Genomic DNA, 18,184 nt, shown 5'->3' on the forward strand with positions numbered 1-18,184 from the left:
CCGACATGAGCACACCGATCGACACCCGCGAGCTGCCCCAGGTGATCACCGACTACCTGGCCGCCCACCAGGCCCGCGACCTGGACCCGGCCATCGCCGGCTACACCGAGGACGCCGTCGTCGTCGACGAGGGCAACACCTACCGCGGCAAGCGTGCGATCCGCGACTGGCTGGCCCGCTCGGCCAGCGAGTACACGTACACCATCGAGCTCGTCGCGGCCCAGCGCGTCGACGACGAGCACTACGTGGCCGTGCACCACCTCGAGGGGGATTTCCCCGGCGGTGTCGTCGACCTGCGCTTCCAGTTCACCCTGCGCGATGGCCTCATCGCCGAGCTCGTCATCGAGCCGTGATCTCGCTCGGCCGGTACGGAGCCTGGCTCAACCCCGTGTACGACGATCCGAGCCGAATCGACCACGCAGTCGAGGCCGAGGCGCTGGGGTACGGCACCGTGTGGCTCGGCCTCGGCCAGCGTGACGAGAGCGGCCTGCGGCTGGTCGAGCAGGTCCTGGACGCGACCGGACATGTTGTCGTGGCAACAGCGATCGTCAACATGTGGACCAACGACCCGGCCGCGCTGGCCTCGTCGTACCACCGGGTCCAGGCCCGCCATCCCGACCGTTTCCTGCTGGGCATCGGACTCGGCCACCCGGAATCGATCGCCGGCTACCGCTCGCCGCACCAGCGCATGGAGTCGTTCCTCGACACCCTTGACGCCGAGGGACTTCCCGGTGACCGGCGCATCCTCGCAGCCCTCGGGCCGCGGACACTGCGGCTGGCCGTCGACCGCTCCGTGGGCAGCCACCCCTATCTGACCGTGCCCGCCCACACCCTGGCGGCCCGCCGCCTGCTCGGCCCGAGCCCCCTGCTCGCGCCTGAGCAGACGGTGGTCGTCGACACCGACCCGGCCGAGGCCCGTCGACGTGGCCGCGAATTCGTCAGCGATCCCTACCTACGACGCTCGAACTACGTCAACAACCTGCTCCGCCACGGCTACGACGAGTCCGACGTAGCCGGTGGCGGGAGCGACCGGCTGATCGACGGCCTGGTCCCGCACGGCACACCCGAGACGGTCGCCGCCGCGCTGGCCGGTCATCTCGACGCCGGCGCCGACCACGTCGCCGTCCAGGTCCTGCCCCGGCCGGGCGAGGGGCCGATGCCCGGACTACGAGCCCTCGCCAGCCAGCTATGAGAGCCCGGTGCGGGATGCCACGAAGGCGTAGATGTCGGCGGTCTCGGCGTTGCGCTGGGCGCGGGTGGCCCCGAAGCCGTGGCCGCCGTGGACCTCCACCCGCAGCAGCACCGGCCGGTCGGAGGCGGTGGCGGCCTGGAGGCGAGCGGCCATCTTGGCCGGCTGCCAGGCCGGCACGCGAGGGTCGTTCAGGCCCACGGTGAGCAGCACCGCCGGGTACTCGACGCCGTCCTCGACGCGCAGGTAGCCGTCGGCGATGAGCAGCGCGGCCAGGCCCTCCTCGGTGGCCACGGAGCCGAACTCGGGCGTGTTGATCGGGCCGTTGTCGGTGAACTCCATCCGGGTCGTGTTGCTGACGGCCACCTCCATCACCATCGCGGCCCACAGGTCGGGCCGGCGCACGATCGCGCCGCCGGTGGGGATGCCGCCCGCGCTGCCGCCGGAGCCGGCCAGCCGCTCGGGCCGGGTATAGCCGGCGGCGACCAGGTGCTCGGCGCAGTCGACGAGGTCGGTGATGGTGTTCTCCTTGTTCAGCAGCCGCCCGGCCAGGTGCCACTCGTCGCCGTGGTCGCCGCCGCCGCGCAGGCCGGCCAGCGCGTACACGCCGCCGCGCTCCAGCCACGGCAGCAGGCGAGGGTTGAACGAGCGCGGCACCACGTAGCCGTACGAGCCGTAGCCGGTGAGCAGGGTCGGGTTGCCGCCGTCGAGCACAATTCCCTTGCGGTGCAACACGGTCAGCGGGATCAGCGCGCCGTCACGGGCCGGCGCCGACAGCTGGGTGACCTCGATGCCGCCGAAGTCGACCGGCGACGGCGGGATCCAGCCGGTGTCGTGCAGCCGGCCGTCGTAGCGGTAGGCGGTCGGGGACTGCGTCCACGAGCTGAACACGATCAGCGCGGACCGGCCGTCGGCGTGCGCGGTCCACTGCTGGATGGTGCCGCCGGCGGGCAGCGGGACGTCCTCAATCTCGCCGCCGGCCAGGGGAATCCGGCGCAGCCGGGCGGTGCCGGCGTCGACGTCCCGCACCAGCAGGTGCTCGCCGACGACTTCGACGCCCAGCACGGCGCGGTCGCCGCCGGGCACCACGGTGCGGCGGGCGCCGTCGGTCAGCGACCAGGCCTGGATCTCGGCCCGAGGGGCGTCCTTGTGCGTGATGACGTAGAGGGTGTCGCCGTGGACGGCGTAGCCGGTGACGTCGTCGGACGGGTCGGCGATCTTGCGCCACTGACAGGTGGCCGTGCTGCCAAGGCCCGACCTCGGTGCGGCGTAGAGGGTGAAGGCGGACATCTGCTCGGTGATCGAGTCGCCGACGGCCGCGTGCGAGACCACCGCGAACATCAGCTCGGAGGTGGCCGGCAGCAGCACGAACGCCCGGTCGATCGGGGCCATCGGCAGCGACGGGTTGTGCCCGCGTCGGGCCACGACGGTGGGCTCGCCCGACCCGATCGGCTGGAACCAGGTGACGCTGTTGTCACGTCGACGGGCCGGCGGCAGCGCTGGGTCGGGCACCGGGTAGCAGTGGCAGACGAAGCCGGAGCCGTCCGGCAGCCAGGCCGGGTTGCCCTGCATCGCGTTGCGCAGGGTGGTCGGGGTGAGCTCGCCGGTGGCCACATCCAGCACGGAGACCTGGCTCTGCTCGGAGCCGCCGAGCGAGATGCCGCAGGCGACCAGGGCGCCGTCGGGGCTCGGCGAGTACCAGTCGATGTTGCTGTGCTCGTCGCCCTCGAACGTGGCCGGGTCGAGCAGCACCCGCTCCTCGCCGCCCTCGCGGACGACCAGCGCCGGCACGTCCCCGGTCTGCCGCAGGAAGAACACGCGGTCGCCGGCCATCGAGAAGCCGCGCAGGTCGACGCTGTCCTTGGTCAGCTCATCCAGCCGGGCCAGCAGCTCGTCCCGCCGCGGCAACCCCGCGAAGTGCTGTTCAGCGGCCTTGCCCTGGTCCAGCAGCCAGTCCCGCAGCTCCGGGCCGTTGCGCTCCATCCACCGGTACGGGTCGGCCAACTGGTGGCCGAACACCGTGTCGACAACGGTCTCCACCCGAGCGTTTGTCATGCCCCCACCCCACACTGGACAGCGCCGTTGGCGAGCGTACCGCCTTGGGCTAAAGTGAACTGTACGGACCAGTTCAGGAGGACGCTATGCGCATCGACGTGCACGCTCACCTGTGGAGCGAGCAGTACCTGGAGCAGCTGGACGGGATCGGCGTGCCGACGCTCGGCCAACGGGGTATGGGCGCCGGCGCGACCGACGAGGAACTGGCCGCCCGGTTCGCCCAGATGGACGCGGCCGGGGTCGACCTCCAGATCCTGTCGGTCACGCCGGTCTCGCCCCATGTGCCCGACGAGGCGGCCGCCGTCCACGCCGCCCGGACCGGCAACGACGAGTACGCCGCCGCCGTCGCCGAGCACCCGGACCGGTTCCGCGCCTTCGCCGCGCTGCCGCTGCCGCACGTCGACGCTTCGGTCAAGGAGCTCACCCGCGCCCTGGACGACCTGGGCATGGTCGGCGCGGCGGTCACCACGTCCGTGCTCGGCCGCGGCCTCGACGACCCGGCCTTCGAGCCGGTGTACGAGGAGCTGAACCGGCGCGGCAGCGTGCTGTACGTGCACCCGGCCGGCGCCGGGGCCGGCTCGGACCTGATCGCCGGCCACAACCTGACCTGGTCGATCGGCGCCCCCATCGAGGACACGGTGGCGGTCATGCACCTGATCCTGGCCGGCATCCCCAGTCGCCACCCCGACATGAAGATCATCGCCTCGCATCTGGGCGGCGCGCTGCCGATGGTGCTCAACCGCACCGACCACCAGGTCCCGTGGGAGTCCCCCGGCACGCCCGAGCTGCCCAGCGTGGCCGCCCGCCGGATGTGGTTCGACACCGTCGGGCACGACCACGCCCCGGCGCTGCGGGCCGCCGTCGACACCCTCGGCCCGGACCGGCTGGTGCTCGGCACCGACTTCCCCTACCAGGCCAAGGCCGAGTACCAGGCAGCGATCGACTACATCGGCCGGACCGTCAGCGCCGAGCAGGCGACCGCCATCCTGGACACCAACGCGGCCGCGATCTTCGGGCTCTAGACGCGTTTTCCGCATCGCGACCTGGTAGCCAGGAAACCGCATGACTGCCGAGATGGCTCTGGCGTGCGGTTCCAGGCCCCGGGCAGTCTCGGTGCGAGTGGCAAGATGTTGTGACAAACTCGGCACATGAGGACGGCCCATTACGGCGTGTCGCACACCCACACCCAGCGATCACGACGCTAACGTTGTGACAACATGTACCCGAAGGTGAAGCGAGTCCGTCGCGGCGGCCGCGTGTACGAGTACCTGGAACTGGTGGAGGGCCACCGGGTCGACGGCCAGGTACGGCAACGTGTTGTGGCAAAACTCGGCCGACTGGACGAGCTGACCGCCTCGGGCCGGCTGGAGCACCTGGTCGCAGGCCTGGCGCGACTGGACTCACCCCCGATCGGCACCCGCCGCGACGTCGGCCCGCTGCTACTGGTCACGCACTACCTGGACCGGCTGGGACTGGCCAAGATCGTTGACGACGCCGCGCCGATGCGGGGACGAGCCTCGGCCACCCACGGCGAGATCATCACCGCGCTGGTGGCCAACCGGCTCTGCGGGCCGGCCCCGCTCTACGACGTGGCCGGGTGGGCCTCCTCCGCAGCGGTGGCCGAACTGATCGGCGTGCCGGCCCTGCTGCTCAACGACGACCGGCTGGGCCGGGCGCTGGAAGCGCTGGCGCCAGAAGCCGAACGGGTCCGCAGCCGGCTGCTGGTCCGCACGGTCGAGACCTTCGCCGTGGCCGACGCCTCCCGACTGCACCTGGACCTGACCGCGGTCCGATTCGCCGGCCGGCACACCGACTCCACGCTGGTGGCCAAGGGATGGGCCGCCGATCGCAGCTTCGGCCGGCAGGTCAAAACCCTGCAAGCCACCACGACAACCGGGGTGCCGCTGTACTTCCGGCCGCACAAGGGCTCAGCAGGCGAGCTCCCCGCGTTCACCGCGGCCCTGGACGCGCTGCGCGCCCAACTCCCCGCCGGACTCGTCGCGATCGCCGATTCCGGCCTGGGCTACCTGAGCACCCTCTGCGCGCTCGACGCCGCCGCAACCCGGTTCGTGGTCCCGTTGCGCGCCGACACCGGCTGGGCCGGGCGCTTCCGCGCCGATGTGGGCACCCTGGACGCCCTGACCCACCTCGATCACCACTCCCGGCGCGAACAACACCTGCCCGCTGACCGCCGAACCGTCTACCGGGGGCTACTGCGGCCATTCCAGGTCACCGACCCCGACACCGGCCACCACCAGCTACGCGTGGCCTACATCCACTCCAGCGAAGAAGCCGCCTCCATCGCTGCGGCCCGCGAACGCGCCCTGACCCAGGCCGAAACCGCGCTGACCAAAATCCGCAACGGACTCGGCGGCCGCCACTACAAGACCAAACACCAGGTCGACACCCGCGTCGCGAAGATCATCGGACCCCACATCGCCGACCTGATCACCGTCACCACCGGACCCGCCCGCCACGGCAAACCCAGCATCGGCTGGCAGCGCAACCCCGACGCCATCGCGGCCGCGGCCGAGTTGGACGGGCTCTACGCCCTGGCCACCAACCTGCCCGATCCACCCGGCCGTGAACTGGCCACGCTCGACGTGCTCACCGTCTACAAAGACCAGTGGATCGTCGAGCAACGCCACCGCGACCTCAAGCAAACACTCAAAGTCCGCCCGCTGTTCCTGCACAACGACGACCGGATCGAAGCCCTCATCGCGATCATCGGGATCGCGCTGCTCATCTACGGACTCATCGAAGCCGAACTCCGCCACTGCCTTGGCCCTGACACCCCGCTACCCGGCCTGCTGCCCGAACACCGAGCCGCGATCCCCACCAGCCGAGCCGTCCTCGCCGCCTTCCACGGCCTCCAGCTGACCTACACCCCGACCGGTCCGCACCTGGACCGGCTGACCCGTGTCCAACGCACCATCCTCGCCCACCTCGACATCCCCCTGCCCTGGCCCGAAAACGCCAACTAGCCCGTCATGCCCGACAGAGGTAGCCGTCCAACGATGCGGAAAACGCGTCTAGAACGCCGGGCCGTCGAAGCGGTCGACGGTGGTGAAGTCCTCGACCGCGGCCCGGCGCAGCTTGGTGATCACCTTGCGCGGGCGGCCGATCGCGATCAGCGCGGCCACCCCGAACCCGTCGGGAATGCCCAGCAGCTCCTTGACCGCCGGATCCTGGCGCATCAGCACGCTGGTCAGCACCCCGCCCAACCCCTCGTTGCGGGCCGCCAGCAACAGGTTGTGGCAGAACGGGTAGATCGACCCGCCGCCGATGATCGACTGCCGGTCCAGGCCGTTGTCCACGGTGGCCAGCGCGCCGAACTCGGCCAGCACCAGCAGCAGCGCCGGCACGTGCTCCAGGTTGTCCCCGAACGCGTCGGGCGCTGGGGTCTCCCGGGCGGCGGCCAGGTCGACGGCCGGCCCGGTCCAGCGGCCGTTGTCCCTGGCCGCGAACGGAACCAGGCCCTCCCGGAGATGCGCCACGTACTCGCGCCAGCCCAGCTGGTAGAGCTCGCGGATGCGGACACGCACGGCCGGGTCCTTGAGCACCAGCACCCGCCAGCCCTGCCGATTGCCGCCATTGGGCGCGAACCGGGCGTTGTCGAGCATCCGCCGCAGCACCTCGTCGGGGACCGGCTCGTCGGTGAACTCCCGGGTGGCCGGCGTGGTGCGCATCGCTTCGTAGAGCTCCATGGGAGCAGCCTAGGCAACGACCTTCAGTCCCGTGTGGACGACCGTTCGGCTCACTTGCGCGTGTAGTAGCTGAGGAACATGTCCACGCCGGAGACGATCAGGCGGTCCGACAGCTTCTTGCCCGGGCTGCGGCCGTACACGCCGTAGACCAGGTTGGGCGAGAGCACCAGACCGGAGAGCTGGAGGACCGCCAGCTCCACGTCGGCGATGTCCAGCAGACCCCGCTCGCACAGCCGGGTCAGCGCCGCCGCGAACACCGCGTGCAGCCGGTTCGGGCCGTGCTCCAGCCAGGTCTCGCCCAGCTCCGGAAAGCGCTTCGACTCACTGGCGACCAGGGACCGCAGGGCCAGCAGCCCCGGCGTGGCCAGCGCCGCCACCCAGGCCCGGCAGGCCTTGACCAGCTCGGCCCGGACGTCCTCGGAGTCGCCGAGCCGGGCCGCCACCAGCTGCTCGACCACCTCCAGCGCGGCGTGCAGCTGGCCGGAGACCACCGCCCGGAACAGGTTCTCCTTGCTGTCGAAGTGGTTGTACACCGTGACCTTGGAGACGCCGGCGGCCGCGGCGATCCGGTCCATGCTGACGTCGAAGCCCTCGTCCAGGAACGCCTGCAGCGCCGCCTGCACGATCGCCCTGCGCTTGCCGTCGGCCCGCGCCCCCGACGGCGCCGCCCGTCCCGAGTCGCCCATCCCCGTACTGTACCAGTCAGTTCAGTTCAGAAACCCGGGTAAACACTTCCGCGCGCCGCGGCCTCTCCCCTGACATGACGACGATGCAGGATCCCTTGCTTCTCACGGCGGTCATGGGCGCGGTGCGGCTGGCATGCTGGGGGATGATGTTGTACGCCGAGCGGGCGCGGCTGCGCGCGCTGGCTCGGCTGTCGCGGGCCGCCGGACCGGGGTCGACGGTGGCGCGCCGGGACGGATCGGGCTGGCTGGTGATCGTCCGCGGGGAGGGCGAATGAGCTTCGAGGAGTTCTTCCGGGAGTCCTACCCCCGCCTGATGGCCCGGGCCGTGGTGCTGTGCGGCAACCGGGCCGACGCCGAGGACGCGGTGGCCCAGGCCTTCGCCGAGGTGGCCCGCAAGTGGGACACCGCCAGCGGTTACGAAGCGCCCGAGGCGTATCTGCACGTGACCATGACCCGCAAGGTGTTCCGGCTGTTCAAGCGGCGCCGGCTGGAGGAGATGGCGGCCTTGGAGCTCCCGGTTTCCCCGTACGCGACGCCGCACGAGGCGTTCGAGGCCAAGGAGGTGCTGGCGGCGGTCGCCGGGCTGCCGCCGATGCAGCGGGCTGTGCTCGTGCACTGCTGCCTCGACGGCCTGAAGCAGGCCGAGGTGGCAAAGCTGCTGCACATCAAGCGCGGGACGGTCGCGGCACATCTGTTCAAGGCCCGCGAGGCGCTGGCGGCCAAGCTGGGGCTGGGAGCCCGGACGCCGGACGACGAGTTGGTCGCGACGGCGCGGCGGGACCGGATCGTGGAGTCGTTGCTGGCCGCCGAGCGGTGGCTGGCCGACGGCTTCGCCGCGGACGAGCGGACCCGGGTTCGGGTGCGCGGCGCGGTGGACCAGGTGCCTTCGTCGCGGAGCTGGTGGGGGCGCGGATGATCACACTGCGCGCGGTGCTGGCGATCCTGCTGCTGTTCGGGGTCTACCTGACCGCCCTGGTCGGCGTGGCCCTCGCCGGCGCGTTGCTGCTGCTCACCGCCGAGGACGTGCAGGGTTACGTCCAGGGCGAGGTCTCCACCTTGAGCGGCACCGTCGTGGGCACCCTGCTCGGCTCGATCACCGTGATGGCCGCCCTGATCAGCGCGGTCTTCACGGTCAACCAGGCAGCGGACACCAACGGAGTTCCGGTCTCCGAGTCGGACGCGCCGGAGCTGTGGGCGTTCGTCCGGGAGGTGGCGGCCGAGGCCGGTGTCCCGCCGCCGGCCGAGCTGCGGCTCACCAACGAGGTCAACGCTTCCGTCAGCGAGGACTCGCGGCTGCTTGGCCTGCTGCCCGGGCGGCGTCGCCTGCATCTGGGGCTGCCGCTGCTGGCCGAGCTGTCCGCGAACGAGCTCCGGGCGTTGCTGGGCCACGAGTTCGGGCACTACCTCGGCTGGCACACTCGTGTCGGCTCGGTGGTGTACCGGGGTTATCTGGCGCTGGACCGCATCCAGCACAACCTCGACGAGGTATCCCTGCACCCGTTCAGCCCGGTGGGGTATTTCAAGCTGCTCATGCGCGGCTACATCTACCTGTACGCACGGGTTTCGTTCGCCGTGCGGCGGCGGCAGGAGTTCGAGGCCGACGCCGTCGCCGCCCGCGTCGCCGGGCCGGAGGCCACTGTCCGGGTGCTGCGGTCCCTGGCTGCCATCGACGCCCACTGGCAGGACTTCGTGCGGAACTACCTCGTGCGGACCGCGGTCACCGGCTACGCGCCCGATGATCCGCAGGCGATGTTCGTCGCGATGCTGGCCGCCCGTCGGCCCGCACTCGATCGGCTCAAGGCGGCCGATCCCGAGGCGGAGAAACACAATCCGTACGCCAGCCACCCCAGCATGGCCGACCGGCTGGCCCGGCTGGCCGACATACGCTCGGAGGTGCCGGCCCGGCTGCATGAGCCCGACCCGTCGACCTGGAGCTATCCCAAACCGGCGCTGCTGAGGCACTTGCTCCCCGACCACAAGATCAAGGCACTGCCGGCCGCGCAGTGGCTGGACAAGGCCGCCCGCCTGACCGCGCCGACCGCTTCCGCCCGGCTGCTGCTCGCCGCCACCGGCGCGGACGCCACCCTCGAAACCGTGCTCCACCGCCTGGAGGCCGGCGAGGCCGCGGAGCTCGCCGCCCGTTTCGACGCCGAGGATCCGCACCGGGCCATGGCTCGCCTGTGCGAGGCCCTGCACGGGCTCGTCGGGCACTACCTCGTCGAAGCCGGCAGCGCCCACTGGCGGCTGTCGTGGACCGGGCCCAGCGACCTCGTCGTCAGCGAACTTCGTTCCGACGGCGTGCATGTGCTTCCGTTCGCCGAGCTCAACACCCTCGTCTTCGACGCCGTCGACCACCGCTCCGGCGTCGAGCGGCTGCGCCTGCACCTGGCTTCCCTACGGGTGGATCCCCAGCGCCCCTACGCCTCCGTCGCCGAGTCCACCACCCTCGTCGCCGTCGACTCCGCGCCCACCCGCCGTGAACGGGACCGCGTGCGGCGGGTCCTCGTGTTCGGCGGCGTCTCCCTGGCCCTGCTCGTCGGCATCTTCGTGTTCGCCGAGATCACCCCCAAACCCTTGCCCCGCAGCCTGAACACCGTGCAGCCCACCATCGCCGTGCCGCCGCCCACCACCTTCCGCTACCCCACCGGCGAGCTGTTACCCAGCTACCTGCCCACCTACCAGCCCAGCTACCTCCGCTCCCTCACGCCGTCCTTCGACCTCCTCGCCCCGCTCCCCGTCACCGTGCGCCCCGGCGACACCCTCTCCCAACTGGCCCGCTGTTACCTCACCACCGTCGCCGAACTCCAGCGGCTCAACGGCCTCGGCGACGCCACCGACCTCAAGGTGGGCCAGACCCTGTTGGTGCCCAACGCCATCCTGGCCTGCCGCTGACAGAACGGAATCCGGATGACACACGCACTGGTGATCGGCGGCGGCATCGCCGGCACGGCAACGGCTCTGGCGCTGGGCAAGGCGGGCGTGAGTTCGACCGTGTACGAGGCGTATCCCAGCGGCGGTGACGACGTCGGGGCGTTCCTCATGGTGATGCACAACGGGATGGACGCGTTGCGGGCGATCGACGCGGCCGGGCCGGTGATCGAGGCGTCGTTCCGCACTCGTGACGTCGAATACCTCGATGCCGACGGGAACATCTATGCCAGCGGCCCGATGGGGGCGAGCCATCCCGACCCGGACGGTCCGCGCACGATGCGACGGGCGGATCTTTACCTGGCGCTGCAAGGGGAACTGTCGCGACGCGGTGGAAAGATCGAGCACGGCAAGCGGTTGGTGGGCGTCGAGACCACCGACCGGGTGGTGGCGACGTTCGCCGACGGCAGCACGGCCGAGGGCGACTTCCTGGTCGGCGCGGACGGGGTCTGGTCCACCACCCGAGGCCTGATCGACCCGGACGCGCCGAAGCCGCAGTTCACCGGTCTCACGCTGGTTTACGGCTACAGCCGCGACGCCTCGATCCCGACCGTGCCGGACACCTGTCGGCTGGTCACCGGAGGTCTGGTCTACGTGACGTCGCCGGCGAACGAGACCTACTGGGCGGTGGGGGTTCCCGGGCAACTGGACGGCGCGCCGAAGCCCGACAGGCTGGCGGCGCAGTTCACCGCCGATGCCCCGCGACGGGTGGTCCTGGCCCAGCAGGACGAAGTCCTGGCCACAGCCATCCACCGCCTGCCCGATTCACTGCCACGCTGGCACAACTCCCACATGGTGCTGGTCGGCGACGCGGCCCACCTGAGTGCGACGTCAGCGGCCCAGGGCGCGTCGATCGCGCTGGAGGACAGCGTGATCCTGGCCATGTGCGTGCGGGACATCCCGGATCTGGGGCCGGCCTTCGCCCGGTACCAACAGATCCGGGCGCCACGGGTGCAGCGGCTGGCGGAGATGGTGGCGAAACCGGTGCGCACCCAGGAAGAGGCCGCGGACAACGCCAAGCCGGAAGTCAGGTCGTGGCTGTACGAGCACGAAATCGACTGGGAAAAGACCATCACGTTGGCATGAGCGCACAGGTCCCCTAGCGTCGGTGGCAGCACTCGTTCCGCTGGAAGGGAATCCCCGTTGACGATCGAACTGCCGGAGGCCATGCGCGCGGTCCGGTTCCACGCCGAGGACCGGTCGCTGAGCCTGGAGACGGTGCCGGTGCCGCGGCCCGGGCCGGGCGAGGTGGTGGTCAAGGTGGCGGCGTGCGGCATCTGCCACTCCGACCTGAGCCAGTTCGACGGGCACATCCCGGCCCGGTTCCCGGCGATCACGCCGGGGCACGAGGCGTCGGGCACGGTGGCGGCGGTGGGCGAGGCGGTGCGGCACTGGAACGTGGGCGACCGGGTGGTGGTCGCGGCCGGGCGGGCCTGCGGCAACTGCCAGTCGTGCCGGCTCGGGGGCAGCATCGACGACTGCGAGGCCCTGGAGATCATGGCCTTCTCCTATGACGGGGCGTGGGCCGAATACGTGGTGACGCCGGCGGTGTCGCTGATCCCGGTGCCGGACGGCGTGCCGATGGAGCAGGCGGCGGTGCTGGCCGACGCGGTCTCCACGCCGTACGGCGCGCTGGAGACGGCCAATCTGAAGATGGCCGAGTCGGTGGGCGTGTGGGGGCTGGGTGGCATCGGCACGCACCTGGTGCAGTTGGCCCGGGTGGCCGGCGCGTCGCCGATCATCGGCCTGGACCCGGTGGCCGGGGTGCGCGAGCGGGCCCTGAAGCTGGGCGCGGACTTCGCGCTGGACCCGTTGGCCGAGGACACCCACGACCGGATCATGGAGATCACTGGCGGCCGCGGCCTGCGGGCGGCGTTCGACTGCGTCGGCCGGACGTCCACGGTGGCGCAGGCCAACGCGGCGATCGGGGCCCGCGGCCGGGTGCTGCTGGTCGGCATCAGCGGCGAGCCGATCGAACTGGGCCGCGAGGGCACGTTCCTGGGGCGCCGGCACACCGTGACCGGGCACCTCGGCTACAAGATGAAGCACCTGGCCGAACTGGTGGAGCTGGTGTCACGGGGACGGCTCGACCTGACCGCCTCGGTCAGCGCGGTGCTGCCGCTGGAGGAGTTCGCGGAGGGCATCCGCCGGCTGCGTGAGCACGACGGCTATCCGATCCGGGTGCTGCTGCGGCCCTGACGGTGGAGACCCGGTCCACCCCGATCTCCACCGGCGGGAGGTCCTGGTCCACCGGGGTTTCTCCGTAGCGTCCGGGGCATGGACAAAACCCTGATGGATATCGCCGGGTACATGGCGATCCGCTTCGCCTTCATCGGCGGCGCGGTGGTGCTGGTGGTGCTCGGCCTGTTCGCGGTAGCGCTGGTGTTGCGGCGCATGGGCAAGCTGAACCGGGCGCGGGACCTGGTCGAGCCGGTGCTGCGCGAGCAGGCCCGGCGCCGAGGCGGGCTCACGAACATGCTCGTCGAGCGCGTGACCAAGGAGCGCCGCTGATGGGCGCGGTGATGCAGTACCTGTTCCTCCGGTTCCTGATGATCGGGGGTGGGGTGCTCGCGCTGGTGATCCTGCTGTTCGTGCTGGCCCTGATCTGGCGGCGGACGGGCCGCTGACATGGCAGCCTGATGTCCGTGCGACTGCTCGATCGGATGGCGCCCGCGTGGCTGGTCATCAGCCTGCTCGGGACCTGCGTTTTCGTCATCACGCTGGCCACCGTGCAGCGGCCGACGCCGGTCTGGCTGTGGTCGCTGTACGGCCTGGCCCTGGCCTGCTGGCTCGGCTTCGCTGCGCTGGAACGCCGCGCGCCACGGGTCGCCGTCGGGTCGTTGCTGGCCTGTCTGCTGGTGTCGGTGGCGTTGATCGGGCCGGCTCCTGACGGCACGCCGGTGCTGCTCACCTGCGTCGCGCTGGCGGTCGTCTGCTCGCAGCCCCGGTTGTCGTCGCGGGCGCTGGCCGGCCTGCTCGTCGGCACGTTCGCGCTGGCCGAGGTCGGCGCCCTGGCGTGGGGACAGGACACCGCCTCCCTGCTCGGCGATCCGGCCGCGCTGTTGATCATGGCTTTGACCGGCCTGAGCTGGCGGCAGCACCAGTTGCAGGCCCGCCTGCACGCCGAGTACGCCGCGTTGGACGAGCGGGCCCGCATCGCCCGGGAGCTGCATGACGTGCTGGCTCATTCCCTTGGCGCGCTGGGCGTGCAGCTTGAGGTCGCCGAGGGGCTGCTGGCCGAGCGTGGGGACCTGGCCGGCGGCCTGCTCCGCGTACAACGGGCTCGCCGGTTGGCCAACGAAGGGCTCGACGAGGCCCGCCGGGCCGTCGCCGCCCTGCGGGCCGACGTGCCACCGCTGCCCGAGGCGTTGGCCCAGCTCGTGGCCGACGGTCGGCGGGATCGGGGCCTGGAGGTGGAATTCTCGGTCACCGGAGCCGAAAGGCCGCTGTCCGCCGGCACGTCCGTGTCGCTGCTGAGGATAGCTCGGGAGGCGCTGACCAACGCCGCCAAGCACGCCCCCGGCGCGTCCGTGTCGGTGGTCCTGGACTACGGCACTACCGTTTCCCTGAGGGTGTACAACCCGGCTTCGACCACGGAAGCCGACCCCGGGCACGGTCTCATCGGCATGCGCGAGCGGATCGCGCTGACCGGTGGCACGCTGACCGCGGGACGATCGGGAGAGGGCTGGCTGGTGACCGCCGAGGTGCCGGAATGATCAGGGTTGTCGTCGTCGACGACCAGCTCGTCATGCGCGAGGGTCTGGTGGCCCTGCTCGATCTCGTCGCCGACGTCGAGGTCGTCGGCGACGCCGGCACCGGGGCCGACGCGTTGGCGCTGCTGGAATCCCGGGCGGTCGACGTCGTGCTGATGGACCTCCGCATGCCCGTGATGGACGGCGTCGAGGCCACTCGCCGCATCGCCGCCTCGTTCCCGGGCGTCGCCGTGGTGGTGCTCACCACCTACGCCGACGACGAGTCGATCACCACCGCCCTGCACGCCGGGGCCCGCGGCTACCTCACCAAGGACGCCGGCCGCGCCGAGATCACCGCCGCGCTGCGGGCCGTCGCCGCCGGGCAGTCCACTTTCGACGCCGCCGTCTCCCAACGCATCGTCGCCGCCCTGGCCGCTCCCGGCCGTCCCGCCGCCGGCCTGACCGCCCGGGAAGCCGAGGTGCTCGCCCTCATCGCCAAAGGCCTCGGCAACGCCGAGATCGCCGGCACGCTGTTCATCGGCGAGACCACCGTCAAGACCCACATCAACAACCTGTTCGCCAAGATCGGCGTGCGCACCCGTCCCGAGGCCATCCGCTACGCCTACCGCCATGGAATAGTGACCCCATGACGCTGCTGGAGCTGGCCCGGCAGGAGCGGACCGATCTCGCCGAGTTCCTGGCGACCCTGAGCCCCGACGAGTGGGACGCGCCGAGCCTGTGCGCCGGCTGGCGGGTGCGGGACGTGGTGGCCCACATGATCAGCTACGACGAGCTGGACACCCGGGCCCTGTTCGACCGGCTCGTCCGGGGCGCGTTCGGGGTCCACCGCTCCAACGCCATCGGCGTCGAGGACCTGGGCCGGCTCTCCCCCGACGAACTACTGGCGATGCTGCGCCGGCACCTCACGCCGCAGGGCCTGACCTCGTGGTTCGGTGGTCTGGTCGGGCTGGAGGACTGCCTGATCCACCACCAGGACATCCGCCGCGCCCTCGGCCGGCCCCGGCAAGTCCCCGCCGACCGGCTCCGGCCCTGCCTGCGCACCGCCGTGCTGAACCCGATCGTCGGCGGGCCGTGGCGGATCCGGGGGCTGCGGGTGACCGCCACCGATCTGGGCTGGTCGTTCGGCTTCGGGCCGGAGGTCGCGGGCCCGGCCGAGCCGCTGCTGATGGCCATCACCGGTCGCCGGGGCGTGGTGGGCGAGCTGTCCGGTCCGGGCGTGGCCACCCTCACGGCCCGGATCGAGCGCTGACTCACCAGGCCAGTTGAAGTCCGACTTCTCCCTTCGCGCCGGCCCGTTCGAAGTCCAGCAGGTACTGCTTGCGCTCCAGCCCGCCGCCGTAGCCGGTGAGGTCGCCGCCGCTGCCGACGACCCGGTGGCAGGGCACGATGATGCCGACGGGGTTCTTGCCGTTGGCCAGACCGACGGCCCGTGAGGCGCTGGGCCGGCCGATCTGCTGAGCCAGTTCGCCATAGGAAATGGTTTCCCCGTAAGGGATCTCGCGCAGGGCGGCCCACACGGTCCGCTGGAACGGAGTGCCGCTCAGGGCCAACGGCAGGTCGAAGCGGTCGAGCTCGCCGGCGAAGTACGCCGTCAGCTGCTCGATCACCGCCCCGAACGGCGCGGCGTCGACGAGGCCGAAGGTCTCCTCGGCCGGCCGGTGCCGTTGGTTCTCCATGTAGAGGCCGGTGAGCTCGCCGTCCTCACCGACCAGGGTGAGCTGGCCGACCGGGCTGTCCACAATGGTCTTCACGTTCATACGACCAGCATGGCCCGCGGACCACGGCCGAGCTGGCGGGAATCGGCCATCATCGCCGGTGGGCCCGGCGGTAGTCGCTGGGGAGGGAGCCGGTCTCCCGGCGGAAGATCAGCCGGAAGTTGGCGGCGGTGCCCGTGCCGGTGGCCCCGGCGATGCGGTCGCCGGCCCGGTGCGCAAGGCGGCCTACGGCGTGGACGTACCGCAGGTGGCGAGCACGATCGTCGAGTGCAGCCGGCTCGCCTTCCCGCAGCAGCTGCTGGAGATCAAGCTGATCGCCAGGGCATAGACAGGTTCTCGGTCTCCAACTCGCCGCCGGCGGCGTCGGCGACCAGCGCGGACAGCGTGTTGAGGCAGTGCTGGGCGGTGGGCCGGCGGACCGGGTCGCGGGCGGTCATCGCCCGCAGCAGCCCGGCCAGCGGCCCCGGCAGCTCGGCCGGGATCCGCGGGTCGCGGTTGAGCCGGGCCAGCGCGGCCTCCATCTTGTTCGGACCGTCGTACTCGCGGCGGCCGGTGATGCACTCCAGCAGCACCAGGCCGAGGGCGTAGACGTCGACCGCGGGCCCGAGCGCGCCGCCGAGGATCTGTTCCGGGGCCAGGTAGGCGGGCGTGCCGATGACCTCGTCGACGGCGGTCACCCGGGACTGCCCGGCCAGCAGCGCGATGCCGAAGTCGCTCAGGTGCGGGAAGCCGTCCTCGTCGAGCAGGATGTTGGACGGCTTCACGTCCCGGTGCACCACGCCCTGGGCGTGCACGTGTGACAGCCCGTCGGCCAGCAGCGCGACCAGCACCACCGCCTCGGCCATCAGCAGCGGGCCCTCGCGCAGCCGCCGGCTCAGGCTGGTGCCGCGGATCAGCTGCATCACCAGGTACGGGCGGCCCAGGTGGATGCCGCCGTCGTACACCGACACCAGGCGCCGGTGGTCGAGCCGGTCCAGCGCGCGGGCCTCGTCGGCGATCCGCCGGCAGGCGATGTCGTCGAGGTCGCCCGGGAACAGTTTGACCGCGACCGGGCGGTCCAGCAGCTCGTCGTAGGCCTCGTAGACCTCCGTGCCGGTGCCCCGCCCGACCAGGCCCTCGACCTGGAACCGGGTCGGCAGCGGCTGGCTCGGCGGCTCGTAGTCCACGTACCGTCGCCGCCGCATCCACTCACCTCCGCGTACCCCCAGTTGGCAGCTTCAGATAACGATACGGTGCCGGATGGCCGGTTGACTGCCGTTGTGAGATGTGGATCAGTTCTTGGCCTGCGGCAGCCTCGCCTTCCGGCCCCCGCCGCGGGCCGAGGGCGGCGGCACCATCGGCCCGATGTCCCCGTCCGGGGCCTCGTCGAGGTCCACGATCACCGGCGCGTGGTCGCTGGGCCCGGTCCCCTTGCGGGCCTGCCGGTCCACCCAGGCCGCCCGCACCCGCCCGGCCACCGGGGCCGAGGCCAGCACCAGGTCGATACGCATGCCCAGATCCTGGTGGAACATGCCGGCCCGGTAGTCCCAGTAGGAGAACACCCGCTCGGTCGGCCAGCGCTCGCGGACCACATCGTGCAGGCCCAGTTCCAGCAGCGAATCGAGGGCGGCCCGCTCCGGCTCGGTCACGTGCGTGTGGCCCACGAACGCCGCCGGGTCGAACACGTCAGCGTCGGTTGGCGCGATGTTGACGTCGCCGCACAGCACCGCGTCGGCCGGCCCGGACGCCGCCACCTCGCGTAGCGCCGCCAGCCAGGCCAGCTTGTACCGGTAGTGGTCGGAGTCCGGCTCACGGCCGTTGGGCACGTAGAGCGAGTGCACCCGGACGCCACCGCAGGTGGCCGCGACCGCACGGGCCTCCTGGTGCGGGAAGCCCGGCGCGCCAGCCAACCCCACCGTCACGTCGTCGAGGCCGACCCGGGACAGCACCGCCACCCCGTTCCACCGCGGCTCCCCCACCACGGCCGCCTCGTACCCGCGCTGCCCCAACTCCTCGCCGAGCAGCGCCGTGAACGCCTCCTCCGACAGCTTGGTCTCCTGGAGACACACCACGTCCGGCCGCCGCTCGTCCAACCACGGCAGCAGCCTCGGCAGCCGCTGCTTCACCGAGTTCACGTTCCACGTCGCCACTCGCACCCCACCACCGTAACCACCACCCCCGACAGCCGCCGTGATTCGCCACGTGCGCTTCC

The 18,184-nt window shown here is 71.5% G+C and carries 19 protein-coding genes; 13 read left to right on the plus strand and 6 right to left on the minus strand.

All coding sequences use genetic code 11. The annotated features are described in order from the left end of the window. Window positions 1-5: 5 nt before the first annotated feature. Window positions 6-353: a nuclear transport factor 2 family protein gene (locus JJ691_RS31670; protein ID WP_211763244.1), complete on the plus strand. Its 348-nt coding sequence runs from the start codon at window positions 6-8 to the stop codon at window positions 351-353. Beyond that, window positions 350-1,192, plus strand: a complete 843-nt coding sequence (locus JJ691_RS31675) for an LLM class F420-dependent oxidoreductase (RefSeq protein WP_442912489.1) — start codon at window positions 350-352, stop codon at window positions 1,190-1,192. Before JJ691_RS31670 ends, JJ691_RS31675 begins: the two co-directional genes overlap by 4 nt. Here JJ691_RS31675 and JJ691_RS31680 read toward each other — a convergent pair. Next, window positions 1,187-3,244, minus strand: coding sequence for a prolyl oligopeptidase family serine peptidase (locus JJ691_RS31680; protein ID WP_211763245.1), 2,058 nt, complete (start codon window positions 3,242-3,244; stop codon window positions 1,187-1,189). The two genes, JJ691_RS31675 and JJ691_RS31680, sit on opposite strands and share 6 nt — an antisense overlap. A gap of 86 nt (window positions 3,245-3,330) precedes the next feature. Between JJ691_RS31680 and JJ691_RS31685 the strand changes: the two genes are divergently transcribed. Then, window positions 3,331-4,266 carry an amidohydrolase family protein gene (locus JJ691_RS31685; protein WP_211763246.1) on the plus strand — a complete coding sequence of 312 codons (936 nt, stop codon included), beginning with the start codon at window positions 3,331-3,333 and terminating at the stop codon, window positions 4,264-4,266. A gap of 207 nt (window positions 4,267-4,473) precedes the next feature. After that, window positions 4,474-6,228 (plus strand): IS1634 family transposase, encoded by a 1,755-nt coding sequence (locus JJ691_RS31690; RefSeq protein WP_211763247.1) that lies wholly within the window; start codon window positions 4,474-4,476, stop codon window positions 6,226-6,228. A 48-nt stretch (window positions 6,229-6,276) separates the two neighbouring features. Here the strand turns inward: JJ691_RS31690 and JJ691_RS31695 are convergent, their stop codons facing one another. Together JJ691_RS31695 and JJ691_RS31700 are read right to left on the minus strand one after the other, a co-directional pair. After that, entirely contained in the window at window positions 6,277-6,951 is a 675-nt protein-coding gene (locus JJ691_RS31695; RefSeq protein WP_211763248.1) for a nitroreductase family protein, read from the minus strand. Window positions 6,952-7,001: 50 nt separating this feature from the next. Further along, complete coding sequence (locus JJ691_RS31700; protein WP_211763249.1) at window positions 7,002-7,637, minus strand: TetR/AcrR family transcriptional regulator; 636 nt, start codon at window positions 7,635-7,637, stop codon at window positions 7,002-7,004. A 74-nt stretch (window positions 7,638-7,711) separates the two neighbouring features. Here JJ691_RS31700 and JJ691_RS31705 point away from each other — a divergent pair, with 74 nt between their 5' ends. From JJ691_RS31705 to JJ691_RS31745, 9 genes are all read left to right on the plus strand, one after another. Beyond that, window positions 7,712-7,912: a hypothetical protein gene (locus JJ691_RS31705; RefSeq protein ID WP_211763250.1), complete on the plus strand. Its 201-nt coding sequence runs from the start codon at window positions 7,712-7,714 to the stop codon at window positions 7,910-7,912. Further along, on the plus strand, window positions 7,909-8,553 hold the full coding sequence (locus JJ691_RS31710; protein ID WP_211763251.1) for an RNA polymerase sigma factor: 645 nt from the start codon (window positions 7,909-7,911) through the stop codon (window positions 8,551-8,553). The genes JJ691_RS31705 and JJ691_RS31710 overlap by 4 nt, the downstream gene beginning before the upstream one ends. Continuing rightward, complete coding sequence (locus JJ691_RS31715) at window positions 8,550-10,529, plus strand: M48 family metalloprotease (RefSeq protein WP_211763252.1); 1,980 nt, start codon at window positions 8,550-8,552, stop codon at window positions 10,527-10,529. The genes JJ691_RS31710 and JJ691_RS31715 overlap by 4 nt, the downstream gene beginning before the upstream one ends. 15 nt (window positions 10,530-10,544) lie before the next feature. Further along, window positions 10,545-11,651: an FAD-dependent oxidoreductase gene (locus JJ691_RS31720; RefSeq protein ID WP_211763253.1), complete on the plus strand. Its 1,107-nt coding sequence runs from the start codon at window positions 10,545-10,547 to the stop codon at window positions 11,649-11,651. A 57-nt stretch (window positions 11,652-11,708) separates the two neighbouring features. Beyond that, entirely contained in the window at window positions 11,709-12,764 is a 1,056-nt protein-coding gene (locus tag JJ691_RS31725) for a zinc-binding dehydrogenase (protein ID WP_249227145.1), read from the plus strand. Between the two features lie 78 nt (window positions 12,765-12,842). After that, complete coding sequence (locus tag JJ691_RS31730; RefSeq protein WP_211763254.1) at window positions 12,843-13,076, plus strand: hypothetical protein; 234 nt, start codon at window positions 12,843-12,845, stop codon at window positions 13,074-13,076. Window positions 13,077-13,204: 128 nt separating this feature from the next. Further along, window positions 13,205-14,281 (plus strand): sensor histidine kinase, encoded by a 1,077-nt coding sequence (locus JJ691_RS31735; protein ID WP_211763255.1) that lies wholly within the window; start codon window positions 13,205-13,207, stop codon window positions 14,279-14,281. Further along, on the plus strand, window positions 14,278-14,907 hold the full coding sequence (locus JJ691_RS31740; protein WP_211763256.1) for a response regulator: 630 nt from the start codon (window positions 14,278-14,280) through the stop codon (window positions 14,905-14,907). Before JJ691_RS31735 ends, JJ691_RS31740 begins: the two co-directional genes overlap by 4 nt. Further along, entirely contained in the window at window positions 14,904-15,527 is a 624-nt protein-coding gene (locus tag JJ691_RS31745; RefSeq protein ID WP_211763257.1) for a maleylpyruvate isomerase family mycothiol-dependent enzyme, read from the plus strand. The genes JJ691_RS31740 and JJ691_RS31745 overlap by 4 nt, the downstream gene beginning before the upstream one ends. A gap of 1 nt (window position 15,528) precedes the next feature. Here JJ691_RS31745 and JJ691_RS31750 read toward each other — a convergent pair whose 3' ends face one another. The 3 genes from JJ691_RS31750 to JJ691_RS31760 form a co-directional block, all read right to left on the minus strand. Next, window positions 15,529-16,035 (minus strand): methylated-DNA--[protein]-cysteine S-methyltransferase, encoded by a 507-nt coding sequence (locus tag JJ691_RS31750; protein WP_211763258.1) that lies wholly within the window; start codon window positions 16,033-16,035, stop codon window positions 15,529-15,531. Window positions 16,036-16,298: 263 nt separating this feature from the next. Next, a complete protein-coding gene (locus tag JJ691_RS31755; protein WP_211763259.1) occupies window positions 16,299-17,177 on the minus strand; it encodes a serine/threonine-protein kinase in 879 nt (292 codons plus the stop codon). An 87-nt stretch (window positions 17,178-17,264) separates the two neighbouring features. Next, the gene (locus JJ691_RS31760; RefSeq protein WP_211763260.1) at window positions 17,265-18,128 is read right to left on the minus strand and encodes an exodeoxyribonuclease III; all 864 of its coding nucleotides are present in this window, start codon (window positions 18,126-18,128) and stop codon (window positions 17,265-17,267) included. Window positions 18,129-18,184 lie beyond the last annotated feature (56 nt).

It is taken from the genome of Kutzneria sp. CA-103260, from assembly GCF_018263855.1.
In the GTDB taxonomy this organism is placed as follows: Bacteria; Actinomycetota; Actinomycetes; order Mycobacteriales; family Pseudonocardiaceae; genus Kutzneria.